This window comes from Filimonas effusa (assembly GCF_004118675.1).
Taxonomy (GTDB): domain Bacteria; phylum Bacteroidota; class Bacteroidia; order Chitinophagales; family Chitinophagaceae; genus Filimonas; species Filimonas effusa.
The window spans coordinates 1,798,936-1,815,085 of sequence record NZ_SDHZ01000001.1 but is presented as its reverse complement, the minus strand read 5'-3'; the positions used below and the strand labels follow the sequence as shown (position 1 = coordinate 1,815,085).

Here is a 16,150-nt window from a genome sequence, read left to right as displayed (position 1 = left end):
TATGTATAAAACAATTCTTCTGGTTGTAATGATAACAATGATAGCGGGCGTAACCAATTGCCAAAGCCTCAAAGCCGATATTCAAAATAGAAAGAAAGCCTACTTTACTTTGGATACGCTGACATTTAAGGCTTCAAACATCAGCAAAGACAGTGTCCGTTTTTATGTAGGCCTAAAATGTTTCTATAAAGGTAAATGGGAAGAAATAGATAACGACATATTTGCTGATGAACCGCGCGAAAATGAATTCTTTGGAGTGAAACCCGGGTCTTCTATAATTGTAAAAGTTCCTGTTTCTGCCCTGAGAATTGATAGTATGTTTTTGAGGGAAAAGTTTAGATTATTCATCGGAGTGCTTCCAGTAAATACATTGTTATATCAGCATCTTCAATTACCATCATTTAAAATTAAATCTGTTCATTGACATATCATTCTGAAGTTTTTAAGAAAGCTCTGTTTTTCACAAGCGTTATCTTTTTGATAACGTTCTTGTCAAACACCTGTTTATCAGCGCAAATCCTAAAGGTAAATACTTTAAATAGCAAAGCAGGTATAATGTTAGAGATACTATTTCATTGAAGATCACGAATGTCTCAAAAGATAGCATCCGGTATTATATTGCATTAGAATGCTATCTTGACACGGGGTGGGTAGAAATAGATAGTGATGTTTTTAGAAAGGAGCCAAAAACAAACTACTATTTTGGAGTGCGCCCAAGTTCGTCGGGTAAAGTTCAAATACCCGTAGGGTTATTGGAGATAGACAAGCTGTTTATGGCCAAGAAATACAGACTTGTTATCAGCGCTTTACCTATAAATTCGTTAATATTTCAGGACATTCCATTGAATTCATTTAAGATTGATTGGCGAAAGAAAAGAGGGGCAAAGATTATTAGCCCAACAACAGTTAGCAGTAAGAATGCTGGTTGAAAAGAGAACTTTAGTGAGGATTAATGAATAATATCATGCCTAAGAGGTCTGTTGCGACCGGTTATTCCCGAGATACAGCCCTCAACCAGGTTTTGCAGATCCATACCTAATAAATCAGAAAAAATGAACTCAATTTTTTACAGAGCTTTATCAACAGGCGTATTCCTTTTCGTAGTAATTACTCTGAACGCACAGTATGTAGTCATACCAGATTCTTGTTTTGAAAAAGACAAAAAAAACTCCCGGTTGACATTTAATATTGAGAGCAATCGGTTTGAATATATTTCCGGATTGGTAGCTATGTATATGTATGCGAAATTTGATACTATAAAAGTGAATGGTGACTCGTTGTTTTTGACAGGCCAGCTCGTTTTTCAGGATCACGAAAAGGGCTTAGGAGGCGCTGGAATTATGAAAGGGATAAGAAAAGGGGATTCTTTAGTTGCCAGAGTTGACTTAGAAGATACTTATGATAAGACTGACAATGGTCCTAAGGAAGGTTCCTTCAATATTAAAATGAAGGTTTTTCCTGACGATCACCTGTACTTTTGCATGCCTGACTTTTATATCGTTGAGTACAATATATCAGCTTTGTTCAATCGACAAAAAATGCCCTGCAAATAGCCCTTAGGGTGTCATCGTCTAACGCCGGAGTCCGTTTCAGCCGGAATTTTTGCGTCGTTTGCTTTTAAACGCAAAATAGATTTTCTTATCCTCTGGAAGATGGGTAGGTGGTAGCGAATAAATTTCCGTTGTCGGGGAACTAATATAATCCTCACGGTAGGATAAGCGATTTTATAAATGCAAATAAGAATAATGCCAACATGACATTACAATAGACAAATAGAACGTTAAATGAATAAGATACCTTTTTTAGTTTTTATTACAATTAGCTCTTTGGAGTTGTTTAGTTGCCAATGTTCAGAAAATACAAACGAACATAACTTATCTTTGTATCAAAGAAATACGTTTGGGAATAATGGCTACGACACTTATGAAGATAATCTTGTAGTTACAAACTATGAAAATAAAGCGCTTCCGTTTAAGTACTTTTATGATGTCGCAAGGAAATATGTAGACTCTAGTACCGCTAAACGTCCTGTTCGTTTCATTAAATTTTTAGGCCAGAAGCCATGTGGAACTATGCCTCATCCCGATTCTGATAACTACCATCTGCAGAAGGAACATTTTATACTAACGATAGTGTTTGGGCATGGCACGCCTGAAGATACGATAAAAAAAGAGGTTCCGGTGAGCGGAGTCGCTATCTGGAATGGTAAAAAATTTATTGATTACGACAACAAAATTGATTCTTTACTACAATCAAAAGAGGGTATTGATACGGGCTTTTGACGCCGCTTGGCATAAATGCGTGGTCTTATGATATATCAGCTTCATTCAATAGAAAACAAATGCCAGGCAAATAATAACCCTTAGGCTGCCTATACCATGCTGAATCCTTTGCAGGGTGTGAATACCGAATTGTCCATCGTAAAGGGCCCGCCGTATAATTTAACTCCTTTAAAGAGCAACTATGCAACACTATTTCTTTTTGTGCTTATCTTTTTTCTTATGCTGCAAATCACAAGCCCAGGATAGGGTTAGTGATTACTATTGGTATCCACCAAAGGGGCAGCATTTGAATGCTGTAGGACATTTGAGGATAAAGGATAGTAGTGCGTTTGAATATTCGATTATGCGACCAGGCAATAGAAGTTCATTTTCATTCGGCAAGATTATCAAGGAGGGGGGCGGCAAATAATGCTTTGCCAAACCAATAGCTTTTCTCTTTTTGTCAAAGACTTTCCAAATGATACAGTCCCAAGGGGGTATATTTTGATTTCGCCTGTTCGATATCTTGACTCCTCGATTGTCGATGGTGCATATGCTATTATTGATGGTAACCTCATGGATAGGCATTATATAAACCCTTCTACAGGCTCAGTTGTCATGGCCAATTCCGGAATATTGCAAATACAACTACTTGATATGTTCTACACAAATAAGATTCTTATTGATAGTTTAAAAGGAGCCGAACTGCAATTAATTATTGGAGCACCTTTTCAGTTGGATGATTTTTTGCTGGAGACTAACGGATTCTACTTTACGATATCGCCGGATAAACAGGATCTGCAACTTTTCAAGAGTGATGGAACATTAGACTGTATTTTGGAAAAAAGGGAAGTTGCTCAAAAGAAATTGTAGGCTTCCCCTAGGTTAGTGAACGATTACCGGACTCAACAACTCTTTTACAGTTGCTTACAACACGACCCATTAGTGATGTCGGTCCCAGAGATTTTTTAGAGGGTTGTAATGTTACTCCAGCAATTCGACAAAGAGTATTGCCACTTTCACATTGGGAATGGCCTGCAGAAGAATTAGACTCCTGCGTTTTGCAGCTAATCATGCGAATTATGGATATGAAGACTTACCTATAAATTAGAATATGGAGACTTATTTAATAAAGATACCAGGTGAAAAAGAAATTGAATTTTCTATTGGTAAGGTTTATTTGGTTCAATCTAAGATCGAAATTGACCAAAAAGAGTTATTTGATTCCGATGACGCCCTTTATTTAAACTTTCCCTTTTCAGAAGCTTTAAAGGTGATTCCTTTTTTTGAAAAATTAAAGACTTCCGAAAAAAAAAGAATTGCTGAATATCTGTAGGATTCTTTTGGAGTAAAAATTAGAGTAGATGATATGTTCGGAAAACTTATTATTTCATTATTCTATAATCTTGAATTATATAACTTAGTAATTGTTGAACTTGTAGGCTTGCGCTTCAGTCCTATAGAAATGCTTAAAGAACTGATAACTCGAGCTGTTTTAAAAGAAAAGTTAAAAGCAGTTATACTGGTTGAAACTGTTTCAAACTTAGACAGAATAATATCTGTTACTGCCCTTTAATGACCTCAATTCTCTTTTGCAGAGAGTAGCTAATAAAAAATGGGAGATGCAAATAAAAATAATGCCATTTTTTTTACTATTGAGCTGTTCAAGTAAAATTGACCGATTTGTCAGGAAGTTTGGAGATCAGGATTTTCATAAGTATCTTAACAGGGGAGTTTCTTTAAGAGGGTTTGTATCTCCCGATATAGCAACTATATTAATTAATCCGAACCTTCGTAAAAACAATGGACTCTGCTGCATCACTATAAATATGAAAACTCTCCAGATAATTCATGGTGATGCACATATAATGAAAGGTTCTTCCGAAATTAATCGGAAAGAGTTAGAAAAACTTGCAATTGATTTTATAAGATATAAGGTATACCTATGAAAAGAAGGATAGCGTTATAAAGGAAGGCTCTTTCAATATTAAAGGTGTTGCCCTGATGATCACCTGTTCTTTTGTATGCCTGACTTTTATATCGTTGAGTATAATATATCAGCCTTGCTCGATCGAAAACAAATGCCGTGCAAATAGCCCTTAGGAAGCCCATACCATGCTGAATTCTCCATTGTAAAGGGCCGGCCTTATAATTTGCCGCCTTTTAAATAATAGTGATATGAGATTTTGTCTGTTGCTTTTCCTGAATATTTTCTTCCTGGGTTATTTGCAAGCTCAGAACTACGAAGGAGATTATTATTGGCATCCGTCCAAAGGAGGCCCTATGCATGCAAACCATCATTTTAAAATTAAAAGCGGCAATAAGTTTGAATATGCTATTACCCGCCCAAACTGGCTGGGAAGTTCTTACGTGTTTGGTGATATCATAAGAAAAGGTGAACACTATATGCTGCAATGTAAAACTGATAGTTTTCCGGTAAGAGTGAAGAGCTGTTTAAACGATACTTTAGGACAGGATATTTTATTGATACATCCGGTTCAGTACCTGGATGCTTCATCTGCTAATGATGCCTACGTTATTTTTGATGATGATTCATTAAACAAGCAATTCATAAATCCATATATTGGACTGGTTACAAAGGCGGGATTTAAGAAAATGCGTATTCAGGTACTGGACAAATATTGTACTCAGGCGGTTGCTGCTGATAGTATAACGGGAAACGAATTAAAAGTGATTATATCGCTGCCTTACGAATTGGATAATTTAGTGCATGAGATGAATGGCGATTATTTCACGATTTTAAACGAGAAGGAAATAGAACTCTTTAACGGAAGAGGCGAATCTATTTATACTATGGTAAAGGATTGATATTTTCTGGCTTCGCCATCTATGCCTTACTTGTATAACTGATCTCGCTGTTTTCGATTACGCCGATGCCGCACGCCTTTTAAAAAATGGAAGATGCAAATAAAAATAAGATTCTGTAATCGGTGATCAAAGCGGCAATATTTTATTCGGGTATAAATTTAAAATCTTGTTTGCTAAAATTAGTCTTTAGTGATTAACCTGAATAAGGATTAGAATTAGCTGGACAATAATTTCACTTCTAATAGCACCACTAATTTTTTGAATCCAAAAACTCCCTATATTTCCCCCAAATTGTAAGAAATGGCCAAACAAGGCGGTCCCTTCATCTTCGAAAAAACATTCGGAAACATCTCTTGCTACAAGAGATGCGGGATAGGTCTTGTCCGTTGCAAAAGTAACCTCACTGCCGAACGCTGGCGTAAAGACCCTGCCTTTGCCGGCAGCCGTAAAAGCGCTGGCGAAATCGCCAAAGCTACCGTTATTGCCGCGCCTTTTTACAAGCTGATCCCACTATCTATCCGTAAATACAGCCTGTATCGCCAGTTCGTAGGAGTCGCTAAAAAAATGTTGAGCAGGGGAACACCCATCTCCGCAATAGAAGAAACACTGGCGTTGGCAGTGATCCGCCTGCGTAAATTGGAGGCACTCGATCAAACACAACCCGGCCAGGAACAAATCTCAAATGCAGCAACTGCACCACCTGCGTTCACCATAAAGCTATCGGCTCCTTCTGTAAAAGCATTTCCATCGCCGAAGTCCTTGCTGCCCCCACATGTCATCCCTCACAAGTCCCGCTACCTCCGAAAGCGACGAACATCCGGCAGGAGCGCCTCAGCTGCCGCCCTCCTGTAACAACATGTAAACCATCGCAGCTTACAAAGGTCGGAAGATGACCAGGGCTTCGTGTGTCCCCACCTGAAAAAAGCAGCGATTGCCATGCCGAAAAAGACTTAACTTACCATAAAATACGCGCCAGCGATCTGCCAAATCCCTCAAAACCGCTCCCTGGCAGCCGCCCGCTTCCTTTCATCTGCCATCTACGAAAAACTACGCTTTAAACCTATACGATCAAGCTTCCATCAGTATACCATCAACGACACAGCATATTCTTTCTGCCGGGAACTGTCATTTCTGGCAATATTTTCGCTATTTTCAGAAAGTAAAATAACCAGTACACACCAAACATTGCCATAAAATGAAGTTTAACATCCAACCTATCCTGGAGAATGAAGACGTGATCCTTTATCCGCTACTCGCAAAAGACTTTGACGAGCTCTATGCCGTAGCATCCGACCCCGAAGTATGGGAACAGCATCCCAATAAAGACCGCTGGCGCGAAGATGTCTTTCGCTCCTTTTTCGACGGTGCTATGGATAGCAAAGGCGCCTTTAAGATCATCTCTAAATTTACAGGCGAAATCGCCGGCAGCACGCGCATCTACGATTATAACGAAGCTGAAAACAGCGTATTCGTGGGTTATACCTTTTACGGAACCAAATACTGGGGAAAAGGCATCAACCTGGCCGTAAAGCAAATGATGCTCGATTACCTGTTTAAATACGTATCAAAGGTTTATTTCCATGTCGGTTCATTTAACCGGCGCTCTCAAATTGCAGTAGAACGCCTGGGAGCTAAAAAAATAGGGGAGCTGTCAGTAGCATATGTTGGCGAAGAGCCCAGGGATAACTATGTTTACGTGATAGAAAAAGCGGCTGTATAAACCAGCAAAAGCAGTCGCGTAAATGAAAAAAGGAATAGTGTAAATGGAAGAATTGAAAGTTACGAAGGCCTCGGTGGATGATCTCGCCGCTATACAACGCATAGGAAGACAAACATTCTTTGAAACGTTTGCTGGTAGCAACACCGGGGCCGATATGGACAAGTACCTCGAAGAAAACTTCAGCAACAAAAAGATAGAAACGGAACTGGAAACACCCGGCACCGCTTTCTTTATGGCTAAGTCGGATGATACGCCTGTAGGTTATCTGAAACTCAACAGCGGGAAGGCCCAGACCGAATTACAGGACGACACCTCGCTTGAAATAGAACGTATTTACGTGCTGGCAGACTACCATGGCAAAAAAGTCGGCCAGCTTTTACTCGATAAAGCCCTGGAACAAGCCGTGCTGCAAAACAAATCCTATGTATGGCTGGGGGTATGGGAAGAAAATACCAAAGCAATAAAATTCTATGCGAAGAACGGCTTTGAAGCCTTCGACAAACATATCTTCAGGCTGGGCAACGATGAACAGATCGATATTATGATGAAAAAGGAGATAAGATAAAGTGCGAGCTGTTTAAGGCAGAGACGCCAGCGCCACCGAAGCCGTTTCTTTATCATTGGCCAACTGCGCCTTAAGCGCATCCAGCCCGTTGAACTTCACCTCGCCGCGCAGGTACTGGTGTACACTTACCTGTAATTCCAAACCATAAATATCCTCGTTGAAGTCGAACAGGTTCACTTCAACAGTACGTTTGCTGCCATCTACAGTAGGACGAACACCTATATTCATCATGCCCTTCAATAGTCGTTGCGGCTGGCTTTTCAGTAGCGCTGTAACCGCATATACGCCGTTCCCGGGAACCAACTTGTCTGCCGCAGGCAATTGTAAATTCGCAGTCGGAAAACCAATCGTACGACCCAGTTTATTCCCTTCCACTACTGTTCCTTCAAAGAAAAACGGGTAGCCGAGAAAACGGTTGGCGGTACTGATATCATTGGCGAGAATAGCCTCCCGCACGCGGGTAGAGCTGATGGTTATTTCATTGAGTACATGCTCCGGTATCTCCTTTACCAGGAAACCCAGTTCCCAGCCCTTTTGTTCCAGCAAATGATAATCACCCTGCCTGTTGTTCCCGAAACGATGGTCGTAACCAATGATAACGGTATGCGGATGAAATTTGCTGAACAGGAAATCATGAATATAATCGTTGGCCGACTGGTTCGCAAAAGCATCATTGAAAGGAACCACCACCAGGTGATCGATCCCTCTCTGCTCAAGCAGGCTTATTTTCTCGTCCAGCGTATTCAACAGCTGAACCGGGCGCGACTGCTCTCCAACTATTTTCCGGGGATGGGGGTGAAAGGTGATAATAACCGATTCGCCGGCTACATGGGCCGCTTCGGCTTTCAGCTGCGTAATAATTTGCTGGTGGCCGGTATGTACGCCGTCAAAAGTGCCTATGGTGATGACGGCATTCCTGAAAGCCGGTAAATGATCGATATCCCTGTGTACCTGCATAAAATGAAAGGGGCAAAGCTAATTCATTTAATTACCTTTGCCGCAATTTTACAACAAAACTGTTTTAAGGTAATGTCTTTATACGCGCAACGGGGTGTATCGGCCCAGAAAGAGGAAGTTCATGCGGCTATTCAGAAACTCGACCAGGGACTCTATCAGCATGCTTTCTGTAAAATCTATCCCGACTACCTCTGTGGTGATGATAACTGGGTGAATATTATGCACGCCGACGGCGCAGGTACCAAAAGTATTCTCGCCTATCTCTACTGGAAAGAAACCGGCGACGTGAGCGTTTGGAAAGGTATCGCAAAAGATGCCGTTGCCATGAACCTCGACGACCTGTTATGTATTGGTATTACCGGTAATGTGTTGTTCTCCTCCACCATCGACCGCAACAAATTGCGGATCCCCGGCGAAGTCCTCGAAGCTGTCATCAACGGTACCCAGGAATTTTTCGATGAACTGAAGAAATTCGGCGTCGACATCCACTACCTGGGTGGCGAAACCGCCGACGTGGGAGATGTGGTAAGAACCATAGCCGTAAACGGCACCATGACCGCACGCTGGCCCAAAAACAAACTCATCACAAACGATAAAATAAAACCCGGTAACGTAATTGTAGGTTTTTCCAGCGCAGGACAAGCCTCTTACGAACAGGAATACAATAGTGGATTGGGAAGCAACGGCTTAACAAGCGCCCGTCACGATGTGCTCGAAAAGATCTACGCACAGCAATACCCCGAAACCTTTGAACCACAACTGAAAAACGAAGTGGTATATATCGGTAAAAACAAAATGACCGATACGGTTGATATCGATGGCGCGAAGTTATCCATAGGAAAACTCTTGTTAAGCCCTACCCGTACCTACGCACCACTGGTAAAACTCCTGGCCGACCAGTATTTCGATGCAATAGACGGTATGATCCACTGCAGTGGCGGCGGACAAACCAAGTGTATGAAATACCTGCCGCAGCCCTTACACATCATCAAAGACAACCTGATGCCTATACCGCCTATTTTCCGTTTGATACAGGAAAATTCAGGCGCCGACGACCGTGAAATGTTCCAGGTATTCAACATGGGCCATCGCCTGGAAGTCTTTACCGACGCAGCTTCTGCAGAAGGTATGATAGCCCTCGCTAAATCCCTGAACATCGATGCCCAGGTAATTGGCCGCGTAGAAGCCGCCGAAACAAAATCATTATCTCTATACGCCAATAACCAGTGGATCAAATATTGATCTACTGGTTACCGGAATTATTTGTAGTAACAATAGTATAGCATTCGGCTAGCGTACCAAAAAGCTGATAGCTTGTTTGGCTGAAGCGTTAACAGGTTTCCCGTCATGTATTGCTGGCGACCAGTCAGGACTGATTTTCATAAGTCTGCTGGCTTCAGCTCCTGTGCCATAACCAGGGTCTTTTTCGATTTTTATATTTGAAATCTTGCCCTCGGCGTCTACGTCAAATCCGATAATGGCAGTATACATTCCCTTCGGAGCTCCGTTCTTGACAGTTATATCACGATCGATATTTTTTTCAAGAAACTTAATCCAGGCAGGGGAGCCGCCCTTGAAGGCAGGCATAATCTCAGGTTTTGCCGGAGCGGAAGGCGCAGGAGATGTTGTAGCAGAACTTGCCGCTTTGCTGGTAATTAAAATCACACCATTCTTTCCCTTTTCTCCATAAGCGTCCTCGGCTGATTTGCCTTTCAACACATCTATCCTTTCAATATCTGCCGGCTTCACCTGCGCAAATTCATCATAGCTTAAAATTTTACCATCAAGTACATACAATGGCGGTTGGCCGTTGGGACCATGAGGTCCAATCCGGAATGTCTTCGCCGTCGTATCCTGCTTCGCATCAATTACAGGAGGAGATAATTTGATAACAGGGCGAGGATATTTAATAATCTTATACTTTATCGCATCGGCATAACTAATTTCTTTGGTCGATTTGTCCGCCAGCGTAAGTATCACCTTCGTCCGGTCCGAATTAACGAAAACATCAGTGACCGCCTGCCCCTTATAATTGCCGAAACGAGGTGTATCCACGGCCACACCAGAAAGAAACTTGGAGGCGTCGTCCGGTGCTACGAGCATAAGTGTGTCGGCCTCTAGCGTTACACCATCGCCGGCATCGGCTCCCACCACGTGCAGGCCCTGTACGGTGCCAACTAAAGGTAATTGTTGCTGTTGCGCCTGTATTCTTATGGCCAGCAGCATACAAACAACCGCAACTAAAGGCAGCGCCATCACCCTGCGCGCATAGCTATAGGATGGACTCTTTGAAGTTGTTAACATAAGTAATCGTCTTTTTATAGGTGAATAGAAAAATGGTTGAGCAGGAGAGAAGGGGAATTTCCCGAATTGCGCCTGTAACAGCATCGTGGCAAAGGCCGACGCATCTTTATTCTGAATCGCCTTTCGGTCTGCAATAAACTCGTGTACCAGGTACAACTCGCGTTGCAGCAGCCAGAAGAAGGGATTCATCCAGAATAAACACAATACCAGTTGCATGAAAAGCTTATCCCAGGTATGTTTCTCCCTTATATGCGCAATTTCATGCTGTAATATCTGCTGCCCCGCAGCTTCATTTACGCTAAGGTCATTTCGCCAGAACAGGTTCGATAGAAATGAAAAAGGCGCACTTGGCAAATCAGTTTCAACAAGCACCACGTTGCCGTCCAGGTAAGTACAGGGATAACGCGAACGAAGCCGGTAAATGCGATAAATACGTGATGCCAGCCTTACCAGCAGAATAATGAAACTCAGTACCAGTAAGGCTCCGGTAACCAGTTGCCAGGTAATGACAGGCCCCGCAGGCGCTTCCGATACGGTAGAAAAATACATCACCTCCATGAATTTTACTGTAGCCTCATGCTGGCTCTGGAAAGTGAACCATTCAAACCGTAGCAAAGGCAAAACAAGGCTGGCCACCACTACACTCAATAAATAAAAGCGGTTATATTGGTTGAACTGCTTGTTACGTAAAGCAACCCAGTACCAGCCCAGCAGCAGGGCCGAACACACGGATACTTTCAACAGGTATATCAATATGGCTTGCATAATCGTTTATTTGTTTTTTAGTTGTTGAAGCAGCAGTTCAAGATCTTCCACAGTTAGTTTATTTTCTTCTACGAGAAACGAAACCGCTTTACTGTACGACCCGCCGAAATAGCCTTTTATTAAACCCGAAAAACTGGAGTTCGAATAAGCTTCCCGGCTCACTGCCGGTATATAAAGATGCATTCGCCCCACAGGTTCGGTTTGTACAAACTGCTTTTCTACCAGTATTTTCAGCAACGTGGCAACGGTATTAGAATGCGGCTTGGGATCGGGCATCGCATCCACTATATCCTTCAGAAATCCTTTCTGCAATTGCCACAACACCTGCATGATCTGCTCCTCCGCACGGGTGAGTGATTTAGTTTGGTCCGTTTTTTTCATGAGAAAATCAGTATTTGTTTTCGTGAGATGAAGATATAACTAAGAATTTAGTTTTACAACTAATTTTTTAGTTTATTTGATTTTACGAGAAAGAATGCATGCTGAACGTAGTTTCGTTCTATTTTTGGGCTCACAGGACTATTAACCGGAATATATTATGTCAGAAACAGTCGTATCGGTTCGGAATGTAAACATTTACCAGGGCAGTAACCTGGTATTGCAGGATGTCAACTTTAATATCAGTCGTGGTGAATTCGTGTACCTCGTGGGTAAAACGGGTACCGGTAAGAGTAGCTTATTGAAGACTTTATATGGCGAATTACCTTTAAAAGAAGGACAGCTGAACGTGGCTGGCTTCGATTTAAAAGGGATGAACTGGAAAAAAGTACCTTTTTTACGCCGCAACCTCGGCGTGGTATTCCAGGATTTCCAGTTATTGACCGATCGTAATGTGCATCAAAACCTCAGGTTCGTTCTCAAAGCCACAGGCTGGACCGACGAAAAGCTGATGGAAGAAAAGATCAACGACGTACTCGATAAAGTGGGCCTGAAAAGCAAAGGCTTTAAAATGCCCTTCGAAATGAGTGGGGGAGAGCAGCAAAGGGTAGATATAGCACGCGCCCTCCTCAATTCACCCAAACTTATCCTGGCCGATGAACCTACAGGTAACCTCGACCCCGAAACCAGCGACGAGATCATGCAGCTCCTGTTCCAGATCTGCCGCGACTATGGCACCGCCATTATTATGGCCACGCACGACTTTATTGTCATCAACAGGTATCCGTCCAGAATGCTCAAAACCGAACGCAGCAGGCTCATCGACAGCGCCGCAATTGTGAACATTTAAGAAATCAGATTTTTACTTTTGACATTTGAATTAAAGTATTACCTTTGCCCTCCAAATAGAAGAAGTAAAAACCTGGATGTTTTTTTAAAAAAATTGAGATGCCTTATTTAACTAAAGAAAAAAAAGCTACAATTTTCACAAATTTCGGTGGTAAAGCTGAAAACACTGGTTCAATTGAAGCTCAAATAGCACTGGTTACAGAGCGTATTACCAGTATCTCCAAGCACTTGCAAGCTAATAAACACGACCATTCCTCACAACGTGGTTTAATGCAACTGGTTGGTCAGCGTAAGCGTTTGCTGAGCTACCTCCAAAAGCATAACCTGACTGGTTACCGCGCTCTGATCGAGAAACTGGGCCTCAGGAAATAAATTTTTACAGGCTATGTAAAAAGCTATTCCCAACTGATTTAAGAACGGTTGGGAATATTTTTTGTTTGCTATAGTCTGATTTTGCATATCTTGTAAATCGGAGATTGATTTATGTTATCACAACCTTTGAGTGTATCGTTTGATCTGGGCGGTGGTCGTGAAGTGACCATCGAAACCGGAAAATTGGCCCGCCAGGCCGACGGTTCTGTTACCGTTAAACAAGGCAATAATATATTACTAGCTACTGTTGTTGCAAATAAAGAACCCAGAGAAGGTCAGGATTTCTTCCCCCTCTCAGTTGATTATCAGGAAAAATTTGCATCAGCCGGTCGTATACCCGGCTCTTTTTTCAAAAGGGAAGGCCGTCTCAGCGACCCGGAAGTGCTGATCAGCCGTTTGGTTGACCGTGCTTTACGTCCTCTTTTCCCCGAAGATTATTTCTGCGATGTACAGGTGCTCATCACCCTGGTTTCCAGCGATGAAGAAGTTTTACCGGATGCATTGGCCTGCCTGGCAGCTTCTGCAGCCCTCGCAGTATCCGATATTCCCGTAAAAGAAATTATTTCTGAAGTACGGATCGCACGTATCGACGGACAGCTGGTGGTAAACCCATCCCGTTCCGAGCTTGCAAAAGCCGATATGGATTTCATCATTGCTGCTACCGAGAAAAACCTGATGATGGTGGAAGGCGAAAGCAAGCAGTGTAAAGAAGAAGACCTGGTAAAGGCGCTTGAACTTGCGCACGACGCTATCCGCGTTCAAATCAAAGCACAGGAAGAACTGCGCGCTAAAAAAGGCGTTACCGGTAAAAGGGACTATCCCAAACCCGACCAGAACGAAGCCCTGAAAGAAGTGGTTGCCGCTTTTGCTTCTGAAAAGATCAAAGCTATTTCCCGCGGTAATACTGCCAAACACGAACGCAGCGATGCCTTCAAAGCTTTGAAAGACGAACTGGTGAAAAGCCTGGGCGAAGAAGCAGAAGACAAAACCAAAAAGCTCGCTAAAAAATACTACGAAGATCTCCAGTGGGAACTCGTGCGTGATATGATCCTCGACGACCGTATCCGTCTCGATGGCCGTCAGCTCGACCAGGTACGTCCGCTGGCTATGGAAGTAGATCCGTTGCCAACGCCGCACGGCTCTGCACTCTTCACCAGGGGCGAAACCCAGTCTTTAACGACTGTTACATTGGGTACGCCACTCGACGAACTCCTCGTTGAAAGCGCTGCAAAATCTGATTACACAAAATTCATCCTGCACTATAACTTCCCTCCGTTCTCAACGGGCGAAGTGAAGCCTATGCGTGGTCCCGGCCGTCGTGAAGTAGGCCATGGTAACCTGGCTATGCGCTCCCTGAAGCAAATGATGCCAGGTAGCGAATATGCTTATACTGTTCGTGTGGTGAGCGATATTCTTGAATCAAACGGCTCGTCTTCTATGGCAACTGTTTGTGCAGGTTCTCTCGCCCTCATGGATGCAGGCGTGCCTGTTCCTAAACACGTGAGCGGTGTGGCTATGGGATTGATTTCCCGTGGTGATGGAAAATATGCGATCCTTACCGATATCCTCGGCGATGAAGATCACCTGGGCGATATGGACTTTAAAGTAACCGGTACCCGTGATGGTATCTGCGGTGTTCAAATGGACATTAAAGTCGATGGTTTAAGCATGGATGTAATGCGTGAAGCCCTCGAACAAGCCCGTAAAGGCCGTTTACATATCCTCGATGCCATGTATGAGTGTATCGCTGAAGCACGTCCTGAAGTGAAACCGCATGCACCACGTATGGAAAAACTGGTGATCGATAAAGAATTTATCGGAGCCGTTATCGGACCCCAGGGTAAAGTGATCCAGGAGATCCAGAAAGAAACCGGCACAACCATCAATATTGAAGAAGTAGGCAACTTCGGCGAAGTAAGCATCTTCTCTGCTAATAAAGATGGCGTAAGCAGGGCGCTCACATGGATCAAAGGTATTGTTGCAGTACCTGAAGTAGGTGAAGTATACGAAGCAAAAGTGAAAACAATCCAGCCTTACGGCGCCTTCGTAGAATTCATGCCTAAAAAAGAAGGTTTACTCCATATCAGCGAAGTATCATGGAAACGTCTCGAAAACCTCGACGGCGTGCTGAAAGAAGGCGACATGATCAAAGTAAAACTGATTGGTTTAGACCAGAAAACAGGAAAATTCAAGTTAAGCCGCAAAATATTAATGCCTAAACCAGAAGGTATGCCGGCTGAAAATAATGAAAGGCCAGAAAGACCAGAAGGCGGAAATCATCGCCCTCATGGTGGCGGAAGACCTCCAAGATCATAGAATTTTATAGGGGTTTACCACTGTTTTTGACAGAAAAGCGGTCTGAGTTTGCTACTCAGGCCGCTTTTTTTATATTATTACATAAGAAATGAATTTGAAATACGCTTGCATTATATGAGAATTAACTGTATTTTATTGTAAGTTTTATTTCTTCAGCCAATAACTGCTATGGATCATACAATGACTGATAAGGTGCTGCTTGACCGTCTTTCGGGAGGGGATGAGGGGGCATTGAATGACATCTATCTGCTTTACTGGGAAGGTCTTTTCCTCTCGGCCTTCAATGTATTAAAAGACAAAGCCGCCTGTGAAGACATCCTCCAGGATCTCTTCCTCCAGCTCTGGCAAAAAAGAAACCAGATCCAGATCAATTCTTCCCTCAGCGCTTACCTCTACACCGCTGTCCGCTATAATGTATTCCGCCACATCCGTACCGGAAAAGTGCGCAACGAACTGTTCATGCATATTGATGAAAGGGTAGAGGGACTGGTAACCGAACAAATGGTGGCCGCCGAAGAACGCGAGCTGAACCAAAAGGTAGCCCAGGCCGTAGCCGCTTTACCCGAAAAATGCCGCGAAGTGTATATCCTGAGCCGCGAAGAAGAGCTCTCCCACAAAGAAATCGCGTCTAAACTGAACATATCCACCAAAACCGTAGAGAACCAGATCACCATTGCACTGAAACGTGTTCGCTCTTCCCTCAATACCCTAAGTATTGTTGTGCTCCTTTTCTTATCGTTATAAGGAGGTTGTAAACAAGGTATTATATTTCATATTCTCGTATATACGATCCAGGAAAATCATTTTTGGGACCATAAAATTTGTATATCCTGC

General features: G+C 42.9%; 18 protein-coding genes. 15 read left to right on the top strand and 3 right to left on the bottom strand.

What is annotated here, in order from left to right; all coding sequences use genetic code 11:
• Position 1: 1 nt before the first annotated feature.
• The 10 genes from ESB13_RS06860 (at position 2) to ESB13_RS06815 (ending at position 7,375) form a co-directional block, all read left to right on the top strand.
• Entirely contained in the window at positions 2-424 is a 423-nt protein-coding gene (locus tag ESB13_RS06860) for a hypothetical protein (protein WP_129002270.1), read from the top strand.
• A 628-nt stretch (positions 425-1,052) separates the two neighbouring features.
• Positions 1,053-1,553 (top strand): hypothetical protein, encoded by a 501-nt coding sequence (locus tag ESB13_RS06855; RefSeq protein ID WP_129002269.1) that lies wholly within the window; start codon positions 1,053-1,055, stop codon positions 1,551-1,553.
• Between the two features lie 231 nt (positions 1,554-1,784).
• Positions 1,785-2,282: a hypothetical protein gene (locus ESB13_RS06850; protein ID WP_129002268.1), complete on the top strand. Its 498-nt coding sequence runs from the start codon at positions 1,785-1,787 to the stop codon at positions 2,280-2,282.
• A 408-nt stretch (positions 2,283-2,690) separates the two neighbouring features.
• Positions 2,691-3,134 carry a hypothetical protein gene (locus ESB13_RS06845; protein WP_129002267.1) on the top strand — a complete coding sequence of 148 codons (444 nt, stop codon included), beginning with the start codon at positions 2,691-2,693 and terminating at the stop codon, positions 3,132-3,134.
• A gap of 241 nt (positions 3,135-3,375) precedes the next feature.
• Positions 3,376-3,597, top strand: a complete 222-nt coding sequence (locus tag ESB13_RS06840) for a hypothetical protein (RefSeq protein ID WP_129002266.1) — start codon at positions 3,376-3,378, stop codon at positions 3,595-3,597.
• 33 nt (positions 3,598-3,630) lie between these two features.
• The gene (locus ESB13_RS06835) at positions 3,631-3,837 is read left to right on the top strand and encodes a hypothetical protein (RefSeq protein ID WP_129002265.1); all 207 of its coding nucleotides are present in this window, start codon (positions 3,631-3,633) and stop codon (positions 3,835-3,837) included.
• Between the two features lie 602 nt (positions 3,838-4,439).
• Entirely contained in the window at positions 4,440-5,090 is a 651-nt protein-coding gene (locus ESB13_RS06830; protein ID WP_129002264.1) for a hypothetical protein, read from the top strand.
• A gap of 300 nt (positions 5,091-5,390) precedes the next feature.
• Complete coding sequence (locus tag ESB13_RS06825) at positions 5,391-5,942, top strand: hypothetical protein (RefSeq protein WP_129002263.1); 552 nt, start codon at positions 5,391-5,393, stop codon at positions 5,940-5,942.
• A gap of 343 nt (positions 5,943-6,285) precedes the next feature.
• Positions 6,286-6,810 (top strand): GNAT family N-acetyltransferase, encoded by a 525-nt coding sequence (locus ESB13_RS06820; protein ID WP_129002262.1) that lies wholly within the window; start codon positions 6,286-6,288, stop codon positions 6,808-6,810.
• Positions 6,811-6,853: 43 nt separating this feature from the next.
• The gene (locus tag ESB13_RS06815) at positions 6,854-7,375 is read left to right on the top strand and encodes a GNAT family N-acetyltransferase (protein ID WP_129002261.1); all 522 of its coding nucleotides are present in this window, start codon (positions 6,854-6,856) and stop codon (positions 7,373-7,375) included.
• A gap of 12 nt (positions 7,376-7,387) precedes the next feature.
• Here the strand turns inward: ESB13_RS06815 and ESB13_RS06810 are convergent, their stop codons facing one another.
• Entirely contained in the window at positions 7,388-8,332 is a 945-nt protein-coding gene (locus ESB13_RS06810) for a bifunctional riboflavin kinase/FAD synthetase (protein ID WP_129002260.1), read from the bottom strand.
• 72 nt (positions 8,333-8,404) lie between these two features.
• On the opposite strand from ESB13_RS06810, the gene ESB13_RS06805 reads away from it, so the two are divergent.
• Complete coding sequence (locus tag ESB13_RS06805; RefSeq protein ID WP_129002259.1) at positions 8,405-9,574, top strand: AIR synthase related protein; 1,170 nt, start codon at positions 8,405-8,407, stop codon at positions 9,572-9,574.
• Positions 9,575-9,622: 48 nt separating this feature from the next.
• On the opposite strand, the gene ESB13_RS06800 is transcribed toward ESB13_RS06805, so the two are convergent.
• Together ESB13_RS06800 and ESB13_RS06795 are read right to left on the bottom strand one after the other, a co-directional pair.
• Complete coding sequence (locus ESB13_RS06800; RefSeq protein WP_129002258.1) at positions 9,623-11,401, bottom strand: M56 family metallopeptidase; 1,779 nt, start codon at positions 11,399-11,401, stop codon at positions 9,623-9,625.
• A 6-nt stretch (positions 11,402-11,407) separates the two neighbouring features.
• Complete coding sequence (locus ESB13_RS06795; RefSeq protein WP_129002257.1) at positions 11,408-11,782, bottom strand: BlaI/MecI/CopY family transcriptional regulator; 375 nt, start codon at positions 11,780-11,782, stop codon at positions 11,408-11,410.
• Positions 11,783-11,939: 157 nt separating this feature from the next.
• Here ESB13_RS06795 and ESB13_RS06790 point away from each other — a divergent pair, with 157 nt between their 5' ends.
• From ESB13_RS06790 to ESB13_RS06775, 4 genes are all read left to right on the top strand, one after another.
• Positions 11,940-12,629: a cell division ATP-binding protein FtsE gene (locus ESB13_RS06790; protein ID WP_181955288.1), complete on the top strand. Its 690-nt coding sequence runs from the start codon at positions 11,940-11,942 to the stop codon at positions 12,627-12,629.
• A 98-nt stretch (positions 12,630-12,727) separates the two neighbouring features.
• Positions 12,728-13,000 carry a 30S ribosomal protein S15 gene (gene rpsO / locus ESB13_RS06785; RefSeq protein WP_129002255.1) on the top strand — a complete coding sequence of 91 codons (273 nt, stop codon included), beginning with the start codon at positions 12,728-12,730 and terminating at the stop codon, positions 12,998-13,000.
• Positions 13,001-13,111: 111 nt separating this feature from the next.
• A complete protein-coding gene (pnp, locus tag ESB13_RS06780; protein ID WP_129002254.1) occupies positions 13,112-15,316 on the top strand; it encodes a polyribonucleotide nucleotidyltransferase in 2,205 nt (734 codons plus the stop codon).
• Positions 15,317-15,484: 168 nt separating this feature from the next.
• On the top strand, positions 15,485-16,060 hold the full coding sequence (locus tag ESB13_RS06775; protein ID WP_129002253.1) for an RNA polymerase sigma-70 factor: 576 nt from the start codon (positions 15,485-15,487) through the stop codon (positions 16,058-16,060).
• Positions 16,061-16,150 lie beyond the last annotated feature (90 nt).